The organism is Plantactinospora endophytica, from assembly GCF_016862915.1.
GTDB lineage: Bacteria > Actinomycetota > Actinomycetes > Mycobacteriales > Micromonosporaceae > Plantactinospora > Plantactinospora endophytica.
The window spans coordinates 1-19,846 of record NZ_BONW01000050.1 but is presented as its reverse complement, the minus strand read 5'-3'; the positions used below and the strand labels follow the sequence as shown (position 1 = coordinate 19,846).

The window sequence follows — 19,846 nt, the reverse complement described above, 5'->3', positions numbered from 1 at the left end:
GCCACATCCTGCACATCATCATCCATCCCCTGCCGAGGCACGATGCCCGCGCACTCCGCCGCCGCATCGCTGAACTCGACGACCACTGGTGACATTCGAGCCCCAACGAAACCCATAGGGAACCCCCGCGTATACGGGCACGTAGGGGCACGCCGGACCAACACAACGCCCGGCACATGCCCTCGGATCCTGTCTGTCATCCTTCCCCCGATGGTCAACGGGAGTTCCACTTCTGCGCCCACCTCAGCAAGGTTGCCCGCCTGCAGTCCATCCGCGAAGCCGACCGGGCCGCACGACGCGCGTTACAGATCGGCAACGCCGCCGGCATACCTGTGCACTGGGCGCACGACGACGACACCGTTACGGCCCTGATCGGCCAGGACGACGAGACCTGGCACATCGCCTTCCTTATGCCGGTCGACACGATCGACCGCCTGGCCGCCGAAGCTGGAGATCTCCTGCCGGACTCGGATCCACCCACCCCTCATCCTGACCAACTCGAAATCTTCCGGATCGAGGCCCTGGTCGGACTTGGCAGCTGACCAGGACCTCTCGGGTTGGAATGGATGAGGGAATCGGAGCTGCGCTGTCGGATTTGGGAGGCGACGGGCGGGACGATTGCGCCTGGCTGCTCACATGGCAGCGATCGTTGACCATCCGTGCATCACAACAGCAGACGCAGCCGTGGTGAGCTGACGACGCCATGCGTTGCGGCGTCGACCGGCCACGGGTGGCCGAGGCAGCTGTCCCGGAAACCGGGCCTATCCACGCCGTGGACTATCTCTTGACTCAGCTTCCCAGGACTTGGACTTAGCGTTTCGCGGGGCTACGCGCTAATGTGCAACCGTCAAACAGACAACCGCTCGAAGGGACACCCCCCGTGGCCAAGCAGGTCATTCACAAGTTGGTCGACGACCTGGACGGCGGCGATGCCGACGAGACCGTCAAGTTCTCCCTCGACGGCGTCCAGTACGAAATCGACCTGTCCACCGCAAACGCCGACAAGCTCCGCAACGCGTTCGCGCCGTACACCGGGTCGGGTCAGAAACTCGGCCGCAGCGCCGTCGTGGTCGGCAGCCGGGCCGCACGCAGGCGCGGCAACGCGGTAGCGGATCGGGAGCAGAACAAGGCGATCCGCGCATGGGCCAAGAAGGAAGGTCGGGACATCTCCGACCGCGGCCGCATCCCACAAGAGATCGTCGACGAGTACCACGCCAAGGCCGGCAAGTCCTAGCCACACCCGACCCTGGTGCGCCGACCGCCGCGCGGTTCCGTTCGAGCCGGCGTCGGCGCGCCGAGCATCAGGAAAACACGCCCAACGCGATAGGTGCATCCGGGTGCGGTGGTTAGTGCAGGCGCATCGCCGAATTTAGACCGCGAAGTCGATGGCCTTGAACTGGCCTGAGGATCGTCGCGGGTCGGCAGGCCAGCATGGGGCACAGTGGCGGCGCGACGAAACCTTTCACCCCACCCGCTGACGAGCTCAAGGGCTGCCCGATGACGCCCCTGGCTGATACTGCCGCCGCTCGCGTTTCGTTCCAGCTCACCTAAACCCGCAGCCTGAAGCGCCGCGAGTTTAGGCCAGGTGAGTTGACCGGGCCGGATATACCGTGCGCCTACGGCAGGGAAATCGACGCGTCGGGCGACTGGAACCACCCCCGCGACGACAGCTTCGCCACCGTCCACGGTGGATGGGAAGACGGCGGCGATGTCGAGATCGTGTTCGCCGAGCGAGATGAGGCCGGGTGGATCGACCGGTACGCCAACTACGCCGTCAACGAGGCCGTCCACGAAGCCCTCGAATGGTTCCGGGTTGACGGGCATCCGTGGCTGGATCCACACGGGCCGGCCGAAAACGAGATCTACGATGCTGTCAACGACCTGGTCGACCGACTCGCTTCCATCCGAGCCAGACACGCCAGCATGCCGTGGTAGAAGCTGGCATCCGCAGCATCCGGACCAGCAGCACCTCCCATGGCGCCCGGATCGCGCCAAGGCCGAACGCGCCGCCGCACTGGTCCCCCGCCGACGACCCAGGTGGCATGAGCTATGCCGCCCAGACCTGCGGCTTCAATGGACTTGCTCCCGCCAATCGGGTCCTGGCTGCCATCCTCGCTGCGCCGGGATGGCAGCCCAAGCTCTGGGAGGACAGCAGCAGGTGGTGTTGGAAGCCAACGCGCCTGGTTGATTGAGCGTCACGGAAGCTGGGTTGCACTTCGTATTGCCTCAGACAGGTCAGCGATCGACATACACGCCGCGACTACGGCCATGCGCGTCAAGCTGGACCACGAGTGGTTGGCAGGGGCGATGATCTCATGCGAAGAGCGCCCGTCCCCAGTGGTCGGCGTCGTCGCGTACGCCGGGTGGGCAGGCGAACAGCCCGCTGGAGACGTACCGCAGGTATTCGTTGAGCAGGTCGTGCCGGGCGAGCTGGGTCTGGATCGGTACGAACTGCCGGCGCGGATCCCGCTGGTAGGCGATGAAGAATAGCCCGGCGTCGAGCCGGCCCAGCCCGTCGGACCCGTCGACGAAGTTGTAGCCGCGTCGGAGCAGCCGCGCGCCGTTGTGCTGGCTCGGGTGGGCCAGCCGGACATGCGCCTGCTCGGCGATTGCCGGTTCGCCGTCCGGGCCTGTCAGTTCCAGGTCCAACTCGTCGAACTCGTCGGTCTGTCCCAACGGCGCGCCGCTGCCCTTGGTTCGGCCGATCAGCGTCTCCTGCTCGCCCAGTGAGGTCCGGTCCCAGGTCTCGATGATCATCCGGATCTTGCGGGTCACCAGGTATGACCCGCCGGTCATCCAGTCCGGGCCGTCACCGGGTTGCACCCAGAGCTGCTGCGCCAAGTCGTCGTCCTCTGCCTTCACGTTGGCGGTGCCGTCCTTGAAGCCGAACAGGTTGCGCGGGGTCGCCTGATCGCGGGATGTCGACGAGGTACGCCCGAAGCCCAGTTGTGACCAGCGGACGCTGACCACGCCCATGCCGAGCCGGGCCAGGTTCCGGATCGCGTGCACCGCCACCTGCGGATCGTTGGCGCACGCCTGTACGCACAGGTCGCCGCCGGAGATCTCCGGGCGCAGCGCGTCGCCGGGGAACCGGGGCAGCGCGGCCAGTGCGGCGGGCCGCCGCTCGGCGAGGCCGAACCGGTCCCGCCCGTCCGCGTCCCGGAACAGCGACGGACCGAAGCCGAGGGTCAGGGTGAGCTGGGACGGTGGCAGCCCGAGCGCCTCGCCGGTGTCGTCCGGCGGCGCCTGCGGGATGCCGCTGACCGCGCCGATCTCCCCGGCGTCCCGGCCGGCGGTCATCCGGGCCGCCGCCGTGCTCCAGTCGTGGAGGAGCGCGACCAGCCTGGCCCGGTCCTTGGTGATGACGTCGAACGCGACGAAGTGCAGCCGGTCCTGCGCCGGGGTGGTGATCCCGGCCTGGTGCTCGCCGTGGAACGGCACCGCCGACGCCGCGTGGTCCTCGGCCGCGCTCCGTTCCCAGGGCCGGCTGGCACCCAGGGCCGCCGTGCCGACCACTCCGGCGACCCCCGTGCCGGCCAGCGTCATCGCCCGCCGCCGGCTGAGTCGACTGGTTCGCTCGCCCATCGGGCCTCCCCTCGACTGGTACGACCTACTTGGCGACGACCGCGGCGACCTTGCTGATCGGCTCGGCGAGCGCGTTGATGCCGTCGGAGAGTTCCTTCAGCTCGGCCTGGCTCAGCGCGGTGTGCAGCTTCCAGCCGTCCCCGGCGCGGTGCTTGCCGAGCAGCGTCTCGACGTTGGCGAACTCCGTGTCGAGCTGGCCGACCAGGTCGGGTGCTCGGTTCTGTAACACCGGGCGGAGCGCGGCGATGGCGGCCTTGGAGCCTTCCAGGTTGGCGCTGAAGTCCCACAGGTCGGTGTGCGAGTAGCGGTCCTCCTCGCCGGTGATCTTGCCGGTGGCGACCTCATCGAGCAGTTCCTTCGCGCCGTTCGCGAGTTGCAGCGGGGAGAGCTTTTCCGCGTTGGCCTTGGCCACGATCTCCTGGATGTCGGCCATCAGCCGGTCGGCGAGCGGGCCGTCCTTGCTGATGTCGCCGGTGGTCCAGAGGTCTTTCTCGATCCGGTGGAAGCCGGTGAACTCCATACCCTCCTCGATGACCTCCTCCCGTCCGTCGATCTTCGGGTCGAGGTCGCCGAAGATCTCGGCGACCGGTTCGATCCGTTCCCAGTAGGTGCGGGCCACCGGGTAGAGCGCCTTGGCCTTGGCCACGTCGCCGGCCTTGATCGCGGCGACGAACTCGCCGGTCTTCTCCAGCAGCGCGGTGGTCTGGCTCTTGACGTACCGCTGGTAGCTGTCGGTCGCGTCGGCCAGTGCGGCGTCGGCGGTCAGTGGCGCGGCCGATCCGCTGACCGTGAGCGCGTTGCGGATGCCCTTGCCGCTCATCCCCGGCTTGCAGGCCGTCTGGTACGTCCCCGCCGGCAGTTCCACCCGCAGTTCCCGGCTCAGCCCGGGGGCGATGTTCTCGACCTCGCCGAGCACCCGGTCGCCGTCGGCGTAGACGTAGAACTCGGTGACCTTGGCACCCGAGTTTGTGATCTTGAACGTGGCGGTGCCGGCCGCGATATCGGTGCGGGCTACCTCGCAGGTGCTGTCGTCGGCCTTGACGGCGATCGGGCCGCCGGCCGCGGTGGCCGTGTCGGTGCCCTTGCCGCCGCAGCCGGCCAGGCCGGCGGTGGCGAGGGCGCCTGCGGCGACGGCCGCCAGGAATCGGGAGGTACGCATCGGGTCGGGTCTCCTCGTGGAAATCAGGCGTGCTGCGACGCGGGTACGTCGGCCGTCGGCACGGTGGCGGGTGGGGCCGCCGGGGCAGGTGCTGGTGTCCGGCGTCCGGGCCGCAGGAAGAGGAGGAGTACGGGCACCGCGTACCCGACCCAGGCGATCGTCTCGAGCACGGTCGGGGCCGGGGTGATGTTGAACATCCCGGCGAGCAGGGTGGCGTACCAGGTGCTCGGGTCGAGCACGGCGGTGATGTCGAAGGCGAGGTTGTTCAGGCCCGGCAGCACACCCGCCTCCTGGAAGTCGTGCACGCCGTACTTGAGGATGCCGGCCGCGACCAGAATCAGCAGCGCGCCGGTCCAGGTGAAGAACCGGGTCAGGTTGATCCGCATCGCGCTGACATAGATCAGCACGCCGAGCAGCACGGCGGTGGCGATGCCACCGATCAGCGCCAGCAGCGGCCCGGTGTCGCCCGCCGCCCCCTGTGCCGCCGAGTAGAAGATCAGGGCGGTTTCCAGTCCTTCCCGAACCACGGCCAGGAAGGCCATCGCCGCTACCGCCACCGACCCGACGGCGAGCGCCTCGGTCAGCCGGTTGCGCAGCTCGCCCGCGATCGAACGGGCGGCCCGACGCATCCAGAAGATCATCCAGGTGACGAACACGACGGCCGCCACCGAGGTGACCGCCTCGAAGAGTTCCCGCTGATCGCTGGTGCCGAGAAGGGTGGTGGAGGTGTACTCGATCAGCCAGCCGAAGAACACCGAGACGGCAACGGCGAGGCCGACCCCGAGCCAGACCTGCGGCAGCCGTTCCCGCCGCTGTGACTTGACCAGGAACGCCACCAGGATGCTGACGACCAGGGTGGCTTCGAGCCCTTCGCGTAGCCCGATCAGGTAGGTGGCGAACATCGAACCGATCCTTCTCCGGCACTCCTGAACGAACCGCGTCCCAGGCGGGCCTTGCTCTGGTATTCGGGTGCGGCGTCGAGCCGTCCTCGACCCGATACCCGACCCGTCTCCTCTACTGGTTGTAGAAGTTAGCAGAGCCTAACCTATGTCGCTAGCGTCACCGGACGCCCCCACCTGTACTGCGGTTGATCCGACTCGACAGATGCGCGCGACCGGTCCGGGCTCAGCCGAGGGCCTGCCGTGCGACGGCCGGGCGGCTCACGACCAGCCAGCGGCCAACCACAGGCGGCGGCCGTCGTCGCCATCGCCCCCTCCTCGGGTGGGCAATCAGCCGGGTCGGGCCGCGCTCAGTAGCTCACAGAGGTCGTAGATCGCCTCGCCGGTCCAGACGACCGACGCCAAGGCCAGCGACACCGGCAGGACGCGCAGCGCACGCGACCGAACGGTGGGCCTCGGATGCAACAGCCGGGCGACCCGGCGCGGCACGACCCCGCCAGCGGACGCGGCGTGCAACCCGTACGAGGTGTCCGGCCTCCCGCTGGCGGCCAGCGCGGCCACGCCGATGGCCTGCGCGACCGTACGACGACTGCCGACGTCGATCGCGGCCTGCTCGTCGGCGGCCCGCTCCACCAGGTAGTCCACCTGCCGAACCACCCACCACAGCGCCGGATGCATCGCGGCGGCGAGCTCGGCCAGGCGGATGAGCCGGTGGTGACGGGCCGCCAGATGCGCGTGCTCGTGGGCGAGCAATGCGTCGAACTGACGGTCGGTCAGTAGTTGGCGCATGCCGGTGGTCACCACGACGTGCCCTGGCCGACCCGGCACGGCGAACGCCTGCGCGGTCGGATCGGCCAGTACCACGAGCCGGTCACCGTCAGGCAACGCGACCCGGCCAGAACGCAGCGCCGCACGATGTCGACGCCACCGCCAGGCAACCGACACGACCGAGGCCGTGAGCAGCACCGCGCTCAGCCACGACACCCAGGCCACATGCGCGGTGTCGTCCGCGACCACCCGGGCCGACCAGCCGAACATAGCGCCGACAGCCGGCACCTCGGCGATCGCCTTGAGCGCGAACACCGCGAGGTTGGTCATGCTGGCCGCGCCCGCCGCAGCAGCCGACCAGGCCATGATGGTCGCTGCGGCCGAGGGCGCGAACCGGTCGGCCAGCAGCCGCACGGCCAGCACGATCAGCGGTGGGACCACCACCACCGACCAGACGAAATGGTCGAACATGTCTCTCCGTCCGCGACCGGTCGAGTGTGCCACGGTCGTGACGCGGGCGGGCATGATGAAGGCCACCACGCCGGCCGATACAGTCATCGACGATGAGCACAACACCGCCCCCTGCCGAGGGCGACCCGGCCGAAGGTGGGCGCCGGCGTCCCGGGCAACTCGAGGCCCAGGTGGTCACCGTTCTCGTCGAGGCCGCCGCACCGTTGACCCCCGGCGAGGTCCGAGACCGGCTCGACGTCGCCGGCACCCTCTCCTACAGCACCGTGGTGACCACCCTGACCCGGCTGTTCGACAAGGGCGCCGTCACCCGGGACCGAGACGGACGGGCATACCGCTACGGCGCCGTGCGCGACGCCGCCGGTCTGGTCGCCGAACGGATGAGTCGGCTGCTGGCCGCGGAACCGGACCACACCTCGGTGCTGCGACGGTTCGTCAGCACACTCGACAAGCGGGATGAGCAGATCCTGCGGGACCTTCTGCACCAGGACTCCGATCCGTAAGGGCCGGCCGCCTCGTTGGTACGACTCTTCCGCACTCCACAGGAGTCCTTCGCCCACTCGTCCGCCGGCACGTGCGAAAGAAGCTCTGTGCTACCTCCCGTAGGGGATAACCTGCGGGCGGAGGATGGAAACCGCACCGAAGTCAGTACATAGAGGACGACCAGCAGCGCACCGCCGGTGAGCGCGGGGCGGACCTGTCGCAGTGTCACCCCGGTGAAGGTCCGCCAGGCGCCCCGGCCCAACGACCGGGACACCCTCCTCCTACGCCGGATCACCGTCGGGCAGCGCCGCGGCGACCGGTAGGAAGACGTACAGGTACGAGCAGAGCGTCAGTACCAGCGCGGCGGCCCAGAACCCCTCGAAGCGGTCCACGGTCGCGGTCCACGCGAACGCGGCGATGTAGGTGGGCACGGCGAGGGGAAGCGCGCCGAACACCCGCCGGGCCGGCAGGCCGGTCAGGGTCACCAGGAACGCCGAACCCGAGCAGCACGAGGCGGCCGGCGCCTGTGATTCCCCCAGACACCGACCCTTCCCGGCCATCAATCAACGGCTCTGACGTGCGGATATGTGGCCTGTATGGCTGTCGGATCACGGTCACCGCCCATCGATGCCGATCCGCGCGGGCTAGCGTCTTACACACGACAAAACATCTGCAAGGGGACCTCCATGTGGAACATGTACCGGCCCGCGACGCTCGCCCTCGTCACCCTGGCCGCGACCGGCACGGTAGCGTTCCCCGTCCAAGCCGACGGCCCCGGAGACACCCTCTACGGCGACTACAACGCCGACGGCATCCAGGACGCGGCGGTGCTCGGCTCGGTCGCGCCCAACCTCTGCTCCACCATCGTCGAGTTCGGCGGGGCCCCTGGGGTCTACCTGCCACCGATCGCCTACACCTACCTCACCCCCAACGGCGGCAGTACCCCGCGCTGTCCCGACATCGGCACGGCCGTCAACGTCGACGGCGACCCGGCCGACGAGCTTTGGATCGGCTGGAGCGCCGGGCCGCCGTCCACCCTGGACTACAACCAACTCGTCCTCCAGCCGCCGACCTTCGCGCCTGCGGCCACCTACCGGTCCTCGCTGGCCACACCCGCGTTCATCGGCAAGGGCAGGTTCAGTGCCGGAGGCCGGTACAGTCCGTACGCCATCGGCCCCGGCGGGATGGCGCAGTACCTCATCGAGGGCTCGACCGTGGCTCTCGGCCCCGTCCGCTTCTGCTCCGTCGACACCCCTGAGGTGCGGTTCGCCGACTGGACCGAGGACGGCGTCGATGGCACCCTGCTCAGCTACACGAACAGATGCGAGGACGGCAGCAGCGGCGTGGTCCGGATCCGGCGCAGCGGCGTGATGAGCCAACTCGAACTCGACCCGACCAACCGCACCCGCTGGACCGCCCGGGCGGTCAACGCGAACGGCGACCGGTACCCCGATGCCCGCACCGTCAACCAGACGACCGGCGAGGTCAGCTATTTCGTCAACACCCGGGTCGGCGGGGACTTCCTCCTGGTCCGGGCCCCCGACGCCAACACCGATCGGGTGGCGCTGACCAGCGCCAGGGCCTTGACCATCGACGTACTCGCCAACGACTACGTCACCCGGTACGCCACGGTGACCGTCACCGACCCGCCCCGGTACGGCACCACACGCATCCTCACAGATCGGCGGATCCTCTACCAACCGGACCCCATCCACGGCCGCATCGACCGCTTCAGCTACCAGGTCAACGAGGAAGGCAAACGCAGCACCGCGACCGTCACCATCCGACTCCCCGAGTGAACCGCCGTTCCTCGCCACCCGAACCCGGCTCACTCGGCCAGTCTCGGACCGCCCATTTCGGGCCACCGCCGGTGGGATAGCCGTGGGCAGACCGCCGGCTATTCGTCTCGCCGAACCAGATCGGCGTGTGTGACTGCTGGACGATCAGCGGCGTTACGGCTGCGCCGTCGTCGGGCGAAGGTGCGCACTGCCAGCAGTCCAAACCGTTGCGCTTCGTTGTTCACGGCGTGGCCTCCTGGGCGCGGTACCCGGTCTGCGGTCCCGACGGGTCGATGTGCGTTGCGCTGATCACGGGGTCTCGTAGCCACCCGGACGGCTTGCCGTGTCCCGCGACGGTCATCGAGACGACGGGTGCGACCGGGCGCAGGCCCTTCCTGCGCCGGGCGCCGAGATCGGCCGCGTGCAGATGTGGCGGAGCTTCGTCGCCTGGCCCGGTTTGAGACCGAGGGCAACTTCACCGGACGGGGTGAGTGGCCGTTGACGGGTCGGCTGACCCAGTACCGGTCGAGTTTCTTCAGGGCTGGGGATCCATGCGGTGATCCAAACCCGCTTCTGGTGGTGGCGGATCTTGAACTTTTGCCACGCCGCGGATCGTCGTCCGGAGCGGTACAGCGAGTCGGCGCGCTTGACGACGATGCCCTCGAGGATTGCCGCCTGGCGAAGTCGAGCACGGCTTGCGCCTGGCCGGGGTGCGTCTCCACGAGGGCTACCGCTCCGGTCAGTGGCAGCGTTTCGAGGTGCTGGCGGCGTCCGGCCAATGCGGTCCGGCGGAGGTCTTGCCGTCGTGCCAGAGGCTGTCGAACGCGTAGATGATCGCTGGGCGGACGGCGGCTAGTACGCAGGCCCGGTCAGTGCCGACGCCGAGACGTGCGCGCAGCGCGGTGAAGTCTGGACAGCCGTCGGGACCGGGGACGACGATCTCGCCGTCGAGGATGACGTCCGGCGGGCCGGCGGCAGCGGTGATGATCTTCGGGACTCACTGTCGCACCGATGCCCGTGGCGGGTTGTCAGACGGGCCGCCCCGTCGACGACCCGCAACTGTCCGCTGGCTCCGTCGTTCTCCAGACTGCGGCTGTCTCAGGAGACAACCCACTTGTCTGCTTTCGCGGGCTCCGTAGCCTGAGTCATGGCGTGATACGCCACCGTCGGCTACGACCCGGCCGACCCAATCACCGCCGAGTCGACCGGCCGAATCCCAGCCAGCTACACCGACGCGATGCGCTCCGACGCGCCGCACGGCAGACGAATCGGCCTGCTCACCGACACCTTGGGTGCGACCCCGGCCGAGCAGCCGGCGACCGACCTGATCCGGCGGGCCGCCGCCGACCTGCCGCCCAGGGCGCCACGGTGGTCGAGAGTGGACTTCGTTCCGATCACGTGACGCCCGCGCGGTCGACGCTACCGGAAGTCCCCAGATGCCGCAGCAGCGCGCAGGTCATCTACGCGCTAGACGCAGCCCTGCACGAGTCACCGCCGCGCAGCCGGACCGAGCAACGTCCGCCCTCTGCGCCCACGACCCGGAGATCATGATGGGCTGTCGCAGTAGTCGGGTGCGGCAATCAGCGTAATCGTGGGTACCGTCCGTTCTCGTCGCTTCTGGACGGGGTCGTTGCGGCGCCAGCAACGAAGCCGTCGGCGACGGCGCGCCGAGCAGCCGCCGGGCTGGGCTACGGCATCCCGGGCATGACCTCCTGGGCGATCCAGTCGAGCGCGTCGGCTAGTTGCGGTCCGGCTACTGGCATCCACAGCGAGCACATCGAGATCCCCGCTTCCTGGAGCTGGCCGATCTCCTCCAGCACGCTGGCGGCGTTGGGTTTCGGGCCGCCAAGTAGACGGCCCGGCGAGGGGCGGTTCTGGTCGAATCCGGGCGGGGTCAGAAAGCACACAGCCGTCAGCCGCAGCGTCGCCGGATCCCGGCCGATCTTTTCGCCGAGGGCCGCGAGGCGGGCGCGGATCTCGGCCACGGCGCGATGGTCAATGCCGCCGCCGTGCCAGCCGTCGGCGAAGCGCAGCGCCCGCCGCAGCGCCGCGTCGCTGTGCCCGCCGATCCAGACCGGGGGCCCGCCAGCGGTGCGGGGCGCGATGCCGCCGACTGCCTGCCGCAGCGACGTGAACCGCCCCTCGTAGTCCGTGGGGGTCCCGATCCACAGCGCCTTCATGACCTCCAGGTGTTCGTCGGTGCGCGCTCCCCGCTCCCGCAGCGGCACACCGACCGCCTCGAACTCGTCGGGATTCCAGCCCGTGCCCACCCCGAGGACGAAACGCCCGTTCGACAGCACGTCGAGCGTGGCCGCCTGGTTGGCCAGCACTACGGGGTTGTAGTGCGGAACCACCAGGACGCTCGTCGCGACGCCGATACGGGACGTCGCGCCTGCGACCGATGACAACATCACCAGCGGATCCATGGCCGAGCCGTTGCGGTTCTCCAGCACGTGACCAGACATCAGGAGGTAGTGGAAGCCGAGGCGTTCGGCCTTCCGGGCGGTTTGCAGGACGAGGTCGCCGTCCTGGCTTGCCCACTGCGGCGGTTCGAGGGATACACCCAGTTTCATCGACTGCTCCGTGGTCGGCGTGTTCGGACGGGTAGTACGTCGGTGGTACCGGTCGCTGCACGGTCCGGGCGGGTGTCATCGCAGGGCGTCACGGGTGGCCGCAGGCGCCTCTTCCGGCTGCGGGGTTGTTGCGCCGCCGTTCCATCCGCGGGCGAGCCCGATCACCAGGGCGCCGAGTCCGCAGGCGACGCCCGCCGTGAGGTACGCCGCGTGGTAGCCCGGGAGCAGGGCCGCGCCCGTGCCGGCGGTGTCCACCGCCGCGACGACGACCAGTGCCGTCACACCGACGCCGGCACCGATCTGCTGTGCGGTGACATTCACCGCGCCAGCGACGCCGTGCTGGTGCTGCGGAACCCCGGTCAGCGCGGCGGCGGTCATCGTCGGGAAGACGACCCCGATCCCGATGCCCATGACGACGAGGCCCGGCAGCATCCGCAGCCAGTAGTCGCCGCTGGCCGAGGTCCACGCCCACGTCGCGACGCCCATCGCGATCAGCACCAGTCCGGCGACCAGGAGAGGCCGCTGCCCGACCCGGGACAGCAGGCGGCCGGTGCAGAAGGTTGCCGTCACGAATACGGTCAATGACAGCGGCAGCACCGCAAGGCCGGACTGGAGTGGCGAGTAGCCCAGCATGCCTTGCAGGTACAGCGGTGCGAAGAACTGGAGCCCGATCGCTGCGGTGGTCAGCAGGAACGCGGCCAACGTGCTGGCCCGTACCGGGGCGGCGCGGAAGATCGCGATCGGCAGCAGCGGCTGCGGCGCGCGGAGTTCCCACAGCACGAACGCTGCCAGCAGCACAACGGCGGCAGCCAGGGGCAGCATCGTGTCGGCCCAATTCCAGCCAGCCTGCGCGCCGTGGCTGATGCCGAATACCGCCAGTAACAGGCCCGCCGTCACCGTCGCAGCGCCGGGCAGGTCGAGCGGTTGACGACGCCGGACACCAGCGGGAAGCGCCGCCTTGGCTGCGGCCAGCACGGCCACGCCGGACACCACGGAGAACATGAACACCGACCGCCAGCCGAACAACTGAGTCAGCGCTCCGCCTAGCACGAACCCGCCGCTGCCGCTGGCGGCGCCGACCGCCGCGTAGACGCCAAACGCCCTGTTGCGTGCCGTCCCCTTGGAGAAGATCTCAGTCAGGAGCGCGAGCGCAGCCGGTCCGCACAGCGCGGCGCCGATGCCCTGCAGCGCACGCGCAACGACCAGCACGGTCGCGGACGGTGCCAGCGCACCCCCCAGCGCGGCGACGGTGAACAGCGAAATCCCGGCGGTGAACACGAAGCGGCGACCGAGCACGTCCGCCAGCCTTCCGCCGAACAGCAGGAACCCGGCGAAGGTGACCGCGTAGGCGGTCATCGTCCACTGAAGAGTTGCGTCTTCCAAACCGAAATGAGTGCCGATTCCCGGTAGCGCCGCGTTGACGACGTTAAGGCTGCCGATGTCCAGAGCGAGCGCCCCGGACAGAACGCCGAGCGCCAGTGGTCGCCGCCTTTCCCGGATCGGCGCCGGACAGGCAGCTGGGGTATTTACGGGTTCGGTGATCAACGGAGCATTCCAATCGGGAAGTTCGCTGCTGGGGTGGGCTAAGCAGGCCGAGGAGGTCCTCGGAAAGTCCGGCAGATGCCGCGGAACGTTCGACGCATGTCGAATCCGGGTGCGCCGCGATCGGGGCCGTAGGGCATGGCTGACCGACGCGGAACCGGTCAAGCAACGATCCGCGTTTCGATCTCCGTGCTCAGTTGGGGATGCTCACGCCGCTCTGCCGCTGCACGGCGGCCCGCGTCTGCGAAACCTGCGCGGCCAGCCGCTCGCGCAACTCCAGCAACGCGCCGATGCGCTTGTCCAGCACCGCCAACCGGTCGGCGGCGACCTGCAGGGCCCCCTCACAAGGCGGCAGCGTGTGCAGCGGCCGGTCGAGACAACCCTCGTCGAGAGAAAGGCGGATGTCTTCAACCGTCAGCCCGGACGCCATCAGGTCACGGATGTTCGCAGCACGGACGAGGCTTAACTCGTCGTACTCCCGATACCCGTTCGCCGCCCGACACGGTGCGAGGAGGCCCTGCTGCTCGTAGTAGCGCAGCGATCGAGGACTGACGCCAGTCCGTTCAGACACCTCACCGACGCGCATCGTGACGATCTCCTCAGCCATGCCTCGACGCTAGAACCCTGACATAGGCGTCAAGGTCAAGCCCTTGATTCCACCGAAGAGATGAGGCAAGTCACGCCGACCGCACCGGAACGTCACAAGTTGGTCGACGACCTGGACGGCGGCGATGCCGACGAGACCGTCAAGTTCTCCCTCGACGGCGTCCAGTACGAAATCGAACTGGCCACCGCAAACGCCGACAAGCTCCAGAACGCCTTCGCCCCGTACACCGCCTCGGGTCAGAAACTCGGCCGCAGGGTGCACGGATCTGCCGCTACCCGGGCGAGTCGAGCGAACTGCCACTACTCTCGTCCGGCGCCTGCCCGTAGCACGCGGGCGAGGGCGGCCGATCCGCCGGCCAGGACCTCCGGTGCGTTGAGCCGAAGCCCGGTGGAGATCCGCTCCAGACGCTTTTGCATAACCCCGCGCCTGGCGTTGCAGGGCAGTGGTCGCATGGCTGCGGAAAGTTCCGGCAGCAGACGAGCGATGGGTAACCAGTCGGCACCGGCAACCTTGATCGCTACGGACAGCTCCCGGTCGTACCAGTCGGCGGTAACGTCGATCGCCACGTCATCACTGCCCACGAGAACCTGAGCCCCTCGACCGCCGCCGATCCGCGGATGCGCGATCTGGAACCCGAACTCCTCCAGGCTGCCGAACGCCGCCACGACCGCGTTCAGCAGTCGCACCCCCCGGGGGTCGTCGTCCTGGCCCACGCCACAACGGTATCGGCGTACCTCAAGTCGACGCTCGCGGCGAAGTACCAACGCGCGGATCTGCCGCGGACAGCGCGTTCGTGATGGTTGCGTTCAGTGCCATCGCCGCTGTCGGCGGCCCTGGATGTTGGCGTTCTGAGTGAGGTCGGCCCGTAGCTGGGTACGGGTGCGCATCAAGATCCGTCCGAGCATGTTCTTGCCGGTGCCACTCCGGCCGCGTCCCCAGTAGTGGTCAGTGCTGGTGTCCTCGATGATCTCCTCGTCGCCGGTGTCCAACAGGATGGCGCGGATGTCGGCGTGGGCGGTGAACTTGGCCGTCACGGCCCGGCGCATCACGTCGTCTTTGACCCGTTCCCAGTCGCGGCGCAGTAGCCGGGACCGGTCGCGGCCCAGCTCGGCGGCCCGCAACGGGGTCGCCGTCCGCCGGATGAGTTCGGCGTGGCGGGTACCTGGGAACTTCTGGGCCTGGAAATAGTGCTCGGAGGTCGTCCACCAGTGGCCGTCGAGGTCGAAGCCGTGGCCGGAGAAGTTGGAGAAGCAGCCGTACGGAACCTCGTCGGCACCGTAGAAGTAGATCGTCATCTGGGCCTCGGAGCGGGGGTCGGAGATCTGCACCGTGTCACAGGCATCGACAGAGCGGCAACCGATCATGGCTCCCGTTACTTTCTTCGTGCCTCTCGTGGAGGGGTGCGGGCCGGCGGTCCCGGCATGACTTATGGCTCCTGTCGTTGATGACCTCAGAGGTGGTGTCACCGGGACCGCAGGGCGTTCGTGACCGCTGATAGGGACCTGGCCCGCGCATGCGGAGGCCTTCGTAACGTGGCTGCCGGCGCGTCGTCCAAGGCTGGCCTGCTCTGATAGCAAGGAGAGCGATCGTTGTCCAGACCCGGTATCGCGCAGCCCGGCGAGCGTCAGGGGTTCGAGGTGTTCTGCGGTGTCGACGTCGCCCGGGAGACGCACCACGCGGTCGCACTGGATCACGGAGGCCGGCGGCTGGTCGACCGTCCGCTACCCAACGACGAGGCCGCCTTGCGCACCTTGTTCACCGAGCTCACCGTCCATGGGCAGGTCCTGGTGGTGGTTGACCAGCCCGCGTCGATCGGGGCGCTGGCCATCGCCGTCGCGCGCGATATGGGAATCGAAGTGGGCTATCTTCCCGGGCTCGCAATGCGCGCATCGCCGATGTCTATCCGGGCGAAGGCAAGACCGACGCGCGAGACGCGTTCGTCATCGCGGATGCCGCCCGCACATTGCCACACACGCTGCGCCGGGTCGGCCCGGATGAGCAGGCCGTGGCCGCGCTGGGAGTTCTTGCCGGATACGACGCCGACCTGGCCAACGAGGCGACCCGATTGACCAACCGACTGCACGACGCATTACTACACGTCCACCCACCGCTGGAAAGATTGCTAGGTCACCATCTGCGCCGTCGCGGCGTGCTCGAGCTGCTGTCGTTGGCTGGGACGCCGCAGCAGCTTTGTGCTCTCGACGAGACCGCGCTGCGACGGGCCTTGGCGCCGCGATCGCCGCGTCTCGCGGCGAGCCTGCCCGCGCAGATCCTCACCGCGCTGGCTAAACAGAGCGTCGTCATCCCGGCAACAGCCCAGTACGGGCGAGTGATCAGCGGGGTCGCGGCCCAGCTGCTCATGGTGCTCGATGAGCGGTCCGCATCGATCGGGATCCCGGCGCCCTGTTGGAGCAGCATCCGCTCGCCGGCGTGCTGACCTCGATGCCCGGGGTTGGTGCGAGAACCGCGGTGGCGTTGCTGCTCACCCTCGGCGATGGCATCGCGTTTCGCAGCTCCGCGCACCTGGCCGCCTACGCTGGTCTCGCGCCGGTGACCCGTCAGTCAGGGCGCACCATCCGCGGGGAGCGACCCCCTCAGCGCGGGAACCGGGGGCGCTGAAACACGCTCTCCACCTGTCGGCGTTCGCCAGCCTGAAGGTCCCGTCTACTACGACCCGGAAACGCGCCTAGGGCAAGAACCACACTGCCGCGCTGCTCTGCCTGGCCCGACGCCGCGTCGACGTCCTCTACGCCTCATCGTGATGACCCGCCGACTCGCCCGCCACCAATCCACCTGAAACCCTTATTTACCAGGCTCTTAGAAGTCGTGTCAGGCTATTCGGTGGTATCCGTTGATGACACCGCCGAGGCGTCGTCGGCGTCGTACGAGCGGGACATCCTGCTTACGCGGCGCCCGCCCCAGCCAGCTGCGCCTCCAGCCGCACCGTCCACATGAGCACAGGCGGCGTAGGCGTACGGCAACCCGACCGCACCCGGCGACCGGCGCCGGCTGCGCGGTGGTTGTCTGTGCGTCATCGTGTGGCAGCTGGCTGCTGTGTCTGGGGTTCGATGTCGACGTCTCCGGCATGCAGTGGCTGGCCGCATTCGACGCACCGCAACTCGGCGCTGGTGTGCCGGCCACAGGCGCGGTGCCGCAGCAGGTTCGGCGGTCCGGCGTCGCCCGCGGTCCAGCGGTCGCCCCACGCGTTGATCGCCAGCAGCACGTCGCAGAACTCCAGCCCCTTCCGGGTGAGCACGTACTCGTGACGCGGCGGACGCTCGGAGTAGGCGCGTTGCTCCAGGATTCCTTGGCCCACCAGCCATTTGAGGCGCTCGGTCAGGATCTTGCGGGAGATGCCCAGGTCGCTGCGGAGTTCGTCGAAGCGGTGGATGCCCGACCACACGTCCCGGATGATCAGCGGTGACCATGGCTCACCCGCAACTTCCATGGTGCGGGCGATAGAGCACGCCATGTCGCCGAAGCGGGTCCGCTGCATGGAGTGAGCCTAGCACGTTAGTTCCCTCAAGAAACCATCTTGCTGTACGGTAAGTCTCCTCAAGGGACTGAGGACTGGGGGCACCGATGAGCACGGAAGTCGACAGCACCGCGCGGCCGATGCGGCCGGGCTGGGCGCTTGGTTTGGTCTCGATCTGCGCGTTCCTGACCGCGCTGGACGTGATGGTGGTGGTGACGGCGCTGCCGACCATCCGTACCGAAATGGGCGCCAGCCTGGCCGACCTGGAGTGGACGGTCAACGCCTACACCCTGGCGTTCGCCTGCCTGCTGCTCACCGGCGCGGCCCTCGGTGACCGGTTCGGCCGCCGGCGGATGTACGTGATCGGGCTGGTCGTCTTCACCGCGGCGTCGGTCGTGGCCGCCATGTCCACGACGGTGGAGGTGCTAATCATCGGACGCGTCCTGCTGGGCATCGGCGCCGCGCTGTGCATGCCGGTCAGCCTGACGTTGCTCACCGACGCGTTCCCGCCGCACAGACGCGGCATGGCCATGGGGGTCTGGGGCAGCGTGTCCGGCTTGGCGGTAGCCGCCGGACCAGTCGTCGGAGGGCTCATCACCCAGGTCCTGTCCTGGCCGTGGATCTTCTGGCTGAACGTGCCGCTCGGGCTCGGCGCGGCCCTGCTCTCCGCCCTGCTGTTGCGGGAAAGCCGTGGCCCCCGGCCCAGACTCGACCTCACCGGTCTCACCCTGGTCTCGTTGGGTTTGTTCGGCTTGACCTGGGCTCTCGTGCGGGGACCCAACGCGGGTTGGGCCAGCTCGGAGGTCCTCGTCACGGCAGTCGGTGGCGCGCTGTTACTGCTGGCGTTCGTCGCCTGGGAGCGCCACACGCCACAGCCGATGCTGCCGCTGAGCTACTTTCGCAACCAGCAGTTCGCAGTCGTCAATATCGTGGCGTTCTTCCAGCATTTCGCCCTGATCGGGTCATTGTTCATGCTCGCCCAACTGTTCCAGGTCGGGCTGGGCGACGGGCCGATGGCCGCCGGACTGCACATGCTGCCCTGGACCCTCATGCCGCTGCTGGTGGCCCCGATCGTCGGGCGGCTCGCTGACCGGTACGGCAACTGGCCGTTCATGACCGTCGGCCTGCTGCTGCAAGGCATCTCCCTCATAGTGATCGCGTGGCTCGCGGCGCCCGGTATGGCCTACGGCAGCCTGATCCTGCCCATGATCATCGGCGGCGTGGGGATCACCATGTCCATCCCGACGGTGATCAACGCTGTGTTCGGATCGGTCCCGCAGAACGACATCGGCGTCGCCTCGGGCACCAACAGTGCCGTTCGAGAGGTGGGCGCCGTCTTCGGCGTCGTCTGCCTGAGCGCCATGTTCATCGCCTACGGCAGCTACGACTCACCCGAGGCATCCATCGACGGATTTCAGGCAGCGCTGATATTGGGTGGCGCAGCCTCCATCGTCGGCGCGATCACCGCGACCTTCTCGCCGGAACGGCGGCGCCTGGCTCCGGCACCCGTCCACGCTGGATCGCGGTCACCGGTGGAATCCCTCGATCGAGCGTAGCGGTCAGTTTCGCACGGTTGGAGCGCGGAGGATGACCTGCACGATCGCGCTGGCGTGGCGGGGCGGCAGCGCGGCCTGACCAAGGGCCACGTCGCGGCACGGCCCTACACAATTGCGTACCACCGAGGACCGCGGCGTGCCCGGCACCGTCCGGCACCACGCCGCCCGCGCCGCGCCGGATGGCGTGAGTCGCCCACACGAACACGATCAGGAGACCAGATGGGTACCCTCACCTTGCAGATGCAGACCTCCGTCGACGGTTTCGTCTCGGCACAACGACCAGCTCTGCGTTGGCAGGTCTGGGACTGGGGACCCGACTGGTCCTGGGACGACGAGCTGCAACGCGACTACAACACCGGGTTCGAGCAGGTCGACACCGTGCTACTGAGCCGCAAGATGGCCGAAGAGGGCTACGTCGACCACTGGACACGCACGGCCGAAGCCCATCCGCACGATCCGCGGTACGCGTTCGCGCGCACCATCGCCAAGGCTTTCAAGGTGGTGGTGACGAGCCGACCCATGGAGTCACGCTGGCCGAGGACGACGATCGCCACCGGCGGCCTCGTCACGGAGGTCACCGCACTCACCCGTACGGCCGCCCGCGTCATCTGCTTCGGCGGCGCCGGATTCGCCTCTGCCCTGGTGGCGAACGGGCTCGTCGACGAGTACCAGTTCTTCGTCAATCCCACCGCGGTCGGAGCCGGATCAACGATCTTCGCCTCGGCCGTCGACGGGCTGCGGCTGCAGCCAATCGCCACCAAGGTGTACGACTGCGGCATCGTCGTCAACCGGTTCCGGGCGTCGTAGCCGGCGTTCGGTCAGGGCGGCGTTATCGGTCGTCGGTCGCCGGTCGCCCTCGATCTGGTGATACGGAACCGTTTGAGCCTGGTAAATAAGGGTCTCGGACAGGTTGTCGCCCCTGAGGGAGCGTGACACGAGGAAGGACCTCCGGT

Annotated in this window: 18 protein-coding genes and 3 pseudogenes; 10 read left to right on the top strand and 11 right to left on the bottom strand. The window is 68.5% G+C overall.

Going from position 1 to position 19,846, the window contains the following annotated elements; all coding sequences use genetic code 11:
• Positions 1 to 176: 176 nt before the first annotated feature.
• From Pen02_RS39500 to Pen02_RS39490, 3 genes are all read left to right on the top strand, one after another.
• Positions 177 to 542, top strand: a complete 366-nt coding sequence (locus tag Pen02_RS39500; protein WP_203871335.1) for a hypothetical protein — start codon at positions 177 to 179, stop codon at positions 540 to 542.
• A 338-nt stretch (positions 543 to 880) separates the two neighbouring features.
• Entirely contained in the window at positions 881 to 1,234 is a 354-nt protein-coding gene (locus Pen02_RS39495) for a histone-like nucleoid-structuring protein Lsr2 (protein WP_203871334.1), read from the top strand.
• 356 nt (positions 1,235 to 1,590) lie between these two features.
• Positions 1,591 to 1,935: a hypothetical protein gene (locus Pen02_RS39490; RefSeq protein ID WP_203871333.1), complete on the top strand. Its 345-nt coding sequence runs from the start codon at positions 1,591 to 1,593 to the stop codon at positions 1,933 to 1,935.
• Between the two features lie 378 nt (positions 1,936 to 2,313).
• Here the strand turns inward: Pen02_RS39490 and efeB are convergent, their stop codons facing one another.
• From efeB to Pen02_RS39470, 4 genes are all read right to left on the bottom strand, one after another.
• Positions 2,314 to 3,585, bottom strand: coding sequence for an iron uptake transporter deferrochelatase/peroxidase subunit (efeB, locus tag Pen02_RS39485; RefSeq protein WP_203871332.1), 1,272 nt, complete (start codon positions 3,583 to 3,585; stop codon positions 2,314 to 2,316).
• Positions 3,586 to 3,610: 25 nt separating this feature from the next.
• Positions 3,611 to 4,744 carry an iron uptake system protein EfeO gene (gene efeO / locus Pen02_RS39480; RefSeq protein ID WP_203871331.1) on the bottom strand — a complete coding sequence of 378 codons (1,134 nt, stop codon included), beginning with the start codon at positions 4,742 to 4,744 and terminating at the stop codon, positions 3,611 to 3,613.
• 23 nt (positions 4,745 to 4,767) lie between these two features.
• Positions 4,768 to 5,646: an iron uptake transporter permease EfeU gene (efeU, locus tag Pen02_RS39475; RefSeq protein WP_203871330.1), complete on the bottom strand. Its 879-nt coding sequence runs from the start codon at positions 5,644 to 5,646 to the stop codon at positions 4,768 to 4,770.
• 327 nt (positions 5,647 to 5,973) lie between these two features.
• Positions 5,974 to 6,882 (bottom strand): M56 family metallopeptidase, encoded by a 909-nt coding sequence (locus Pen02_RS39470; protein ID WP_203871329.1) that lies wholly within the window; start codon positions 6,880 to 6,882, stop codon positions 5,974 to 5,976.
• A 92-nt stretch (positions 6,883 to 6,974) separates the two neighbouring features.
• Here Pen02_RS39470 and Pen02_RS39465 point away from each other — a divergent pair, with 92 nt between their 5' ends.
• Positions 6,975 to 7,382, top strand: coding sequence for a BlaI/MecI/CopY family transcriptional regulator (locus tag Pen02_RS39465; protein WP_203871328.1), 408 nt, complete (start codon positions 6,975 to 6,977; stop codon positions 7,380 to 7,382).
• A 117-nt stretch (positions 7,383 to 7,499) separates the two neighbouring features.
• Here Pen02_RS39465 and Pen02_RS39460 read toward each other — a convergent pair.
• Positions 7,500 to 7,862, bottom strand: a pseudogene (locus tag Pen02_RS39460) (iron ABC transporter permease); the annotation flags it as partial.
• Between the two features lie 186 nt (positions 7,863 to 8,048).
• On the opposite strand from Pen02_RS39460, the gene Pen02_RS39455 reads away from it, so the two are divergent.
• Positions 8,049 to 9,161, top strand: coding sequence for an Ig-like domain-containing protein (locus Pen02_RS39455; RefSeq protein WP_203871327.1), 1,113 nt, complete (start codon positions 8,049 to 8,051; stop codon positions 9,159 to 9,161).
• A gap of 1,216 nt (positions 9,162 to 10,377) precedes the next feature.
• Positions 10,378 to 10,542, top strand: coding sequence for a hypothetical protein (locus Pen02_RS39450; protein WP_203871326.1), 165 nt, complete (start codon positions 10,378 to 10,380; stop codon positions 10,540 to 10,542).
• A gap of 286 nt (positions 10,543 to 10,828) precedes the next feature.
• Here the strand turns inward: Pen02_RS39450 and Pen02_RS39445 are convergent, their stop codons facing one another.
• The 3 genes from Pen02_RS39445 to Pen02_RS39435 all read right to left on the bottom strand — a co-directional run bounded on the left by Pen02_RS39445 (position 10,829) and on the right by Pen02_RS39435 (position 13,862).
• Positions 10,829 to 11,713 (bottom strand): TIGR03619 family F420-dependent LLM class oxidoreductase, encoded by an 885-nt coding sequence (locus Pen02_RS39445; protein WP_203871325.1) that lies wholly within the window; start codon positions 11,711 to 11,713, stop codon positions 10,829 to 10,831.
• A 75-nt stretch (positions 11,714 to 11,788) separates the two neighbouring features.
• Positions 11,789 to 13,258, bottom strand: a complete 1,470-nt coding sequence (locus tag Pen02_RS39440; RefSeq protein WP_203871324.1) for an MFS transporter — start codon at positions 13,256 to 13,258, stop codon at positions 11,789 to 11,791.
• A 190-nt stretch (positions 13,259 to 13,448) separates the two neighbouring features.
• Positions 13,449 to 13,862, bottom strand: coding sequence for a MerR family transcriptional regulator (locus Pen02_RS39435; RefSeq protein ID WP_239141994.1), 414 nt, complete (start codon positions 13,860 to 13,862; stop codon positions 13,449 to 13,451).
• Positions 13,863 to 13,922: 60 nt separating this feature from the next.
• Between Pen02_RS39435 and Pen02_RS43285 the strand changes: the two are divergent.
• Positions 13,923 to 14,114: pseudogene (locus Pen02_RS43285) on the top strand (histone-like nucleoid-structuring protein Lsr2); the annotation flags it as partial.
• Between the two features lie 47 nt (positions 14,115 to 14,161).
• Here the strand turns inward: Pen02_RS43285 and Pen02_RS43280 are convergent.
• Positions 14,162 to 14,575: a hypothetical protein gene (locus Pen02_RS43280; protein WP_443678495.1), complete on the bottom strand. Its 414-nt coding sequence runs from the start codon at positions 14,573 to 14,575 to the stop codon at positions 14,162 to 14,164.
• Positions 14,576 to 14,668: 93 nt separating this feature from the next.
• A complete protein-coding gene (gene ybiA / locus Pen02_RS39425) occupies positions 14,669 to 15,190 on the bottom strand; it encodes a riboflavin biosynthesis intermediates N-glycosidase (protein ID WP_239141993.1) in 522 nt (173 codons plus the stop codon).
• A gap of 276 nt (positions 15,191 to 15,466) precedes the next feature.
• Here ybiA and Pen02_RS39420 point away from each other — a divergent pair.
• Positions 15,467 to 16,624, top strand: a pseudogene (locus tag Pen02_RS39420) (IS110 family RNA-guided transposase).
• A gap of 269 nt (positions 16,625 to 16,893) precedes the next feature.
• On the opposite strand, the gene Pen02_RS39415 reads toward Pen02_RS39420, so the two are convergent.
• On the bottom strand, positions 16,894 to 17,358 hold the full coding sequence (locus Pen02_RS39415) for a winged helix-turn-helix transcriptional regulator (protein ID WP_203871322.1): 465 nt from the start codon (positions 17,356 to 17,358) through the stop codon (positions 16,894 to 16,896).
• Positions 17,359 to 17,444: 86 nt separating this feature from the next.
• Between Pen02_RS39415 and Pen02_RS39410 the strand changes: the two genes are divergently transcribed.
• Together Pen02_RS39410 and Pen02_RS39405 are read left to right on the top strand one after the other, a co-directional pair.
• Complete coding sequence (locus tag Pen02_RS39410) at positions 17,445 to 18,893, top strand: MFS transporter (protein WP_239141992.1); 1,449 nt, start codon at positions 17,445 to 17,447, stop codon at positions 18,891 to 18,893.
• Positions 18,894 to 19,112: 219 nt separating this feature from the next.
• Positions 19,113 to 19,700 carry a dihydrofolate reductase family protein gene (locus Pen02_RS39405; protein ID WP_203871321.1) on the top strand — a complete coding sequence of 196 codons (588 nt, stop codon included), beginning with the start codon at positions 19,113 to 19,115 and terminating at the stop codon, positions 19,698 to 19,700.
• Positions 19,701 to 19,846: the final 146 nt, after the last annotated feature.

What these genes read in the sequence shown, in the direction of transcription:
- Pen02_RS39500 (WP_203871335.1), top strand. Translation starts at nt 177, where the DNA reads ATGCCCTCGGATCCTGTCTGTCATCCTTCCCCCGATGGTCAACGGGAG.
- efeB (WP_203871332.1), bottom strand. Translation starts at nt 3,585, where the DNA reads ATGGGCGAGCGAACCAGTCGACTCAGCCGGCGGCGGGCGATGACGCTG.
- efeO (WP_203871331.1), bottom strand. Translation starts at nt 4,744, where the DNA reads ATGCGTACCTCCCGATTCCTGGCGGCCGTCGCCGCAGGCGCCCTCGCC.
- efeU (WP_203871330.1), bottom strand. Translation starts at nt 5,646, where the DNA reads ATGTTCGCCACCTACCTGATCGGGCTACGCGAAGGGCTCGAAGCCACC.
- Pen02_RS39470 (WP_203871329.1), bottom strand. Translation starts at nt 6,882, where the DNA reads ATGTTCGACCATTTCGTCTGGTCGGTGGTGGTGGTCCCACCGCTGATC.
- Pen02_RS39465 (WP_203871328.1), top strand. Translation starts at nt 6,975, where the DNA reads ATGAGCACAACACCGCCCCCTGCCGAGGGCGACCCGGCCGAAGGTGGG.
- Pen02_RS39455 (WP_203871327.1), top strand. Translation starts at nt 8,049, where the DNA reads ATGTGGAACATGTACCGGCCCGCGACGCTCGCCCTCGTCACCCTGGCC.
- Pen02_RS39450 (WP_203871326.1), top strand. Translation starts at nt 10,378, where the DNA reads ATGCGCTCCGACGCGCCGCACGGCAGACGAATCGGCCTGCTCACCGAC.
- Pen02_RS39445 (WP_203871325.1), bottom strand. Translation starts at nt 11,713, where the DNA reads ATGAAACTGGGTGTATCCCTCGAACCGCCGCAGTGGGCAAGCCAGGAC.
- Pen02_RS39435 (WP_239141994.1), bottom strand. Translation starts at nt 13,862, where the DNA reads ATGGCTGAGGAGATCGTCACGATGCGCGTCGGTGAGGTGTCTGAACGG.
- Pen02_RS39415 (WP_203871322.1), bottom strand. Translation starts at nt 17,358, where the DNA reads ATGCAGCGGACCCGCTTCGGCGACATGGCGTGCTCTATCGCCCGCACC.
- Pen02_RS39410 (WP_239141992.1), top strand. Translation starts at nt 17,445, where the DNA reads ATGAGCACGGAAGTCGACAGCACCGCGCGGCCGATGCGGCCGGGCTGG.
- Pen02_RS39405 (WP_203871321.1), top strand. Translation starts at nt 19,113, where the DNA reads ATGGGTACCCTCACCTTGCAGATGCAGACCTCCGTCGACGGTTTCGTC.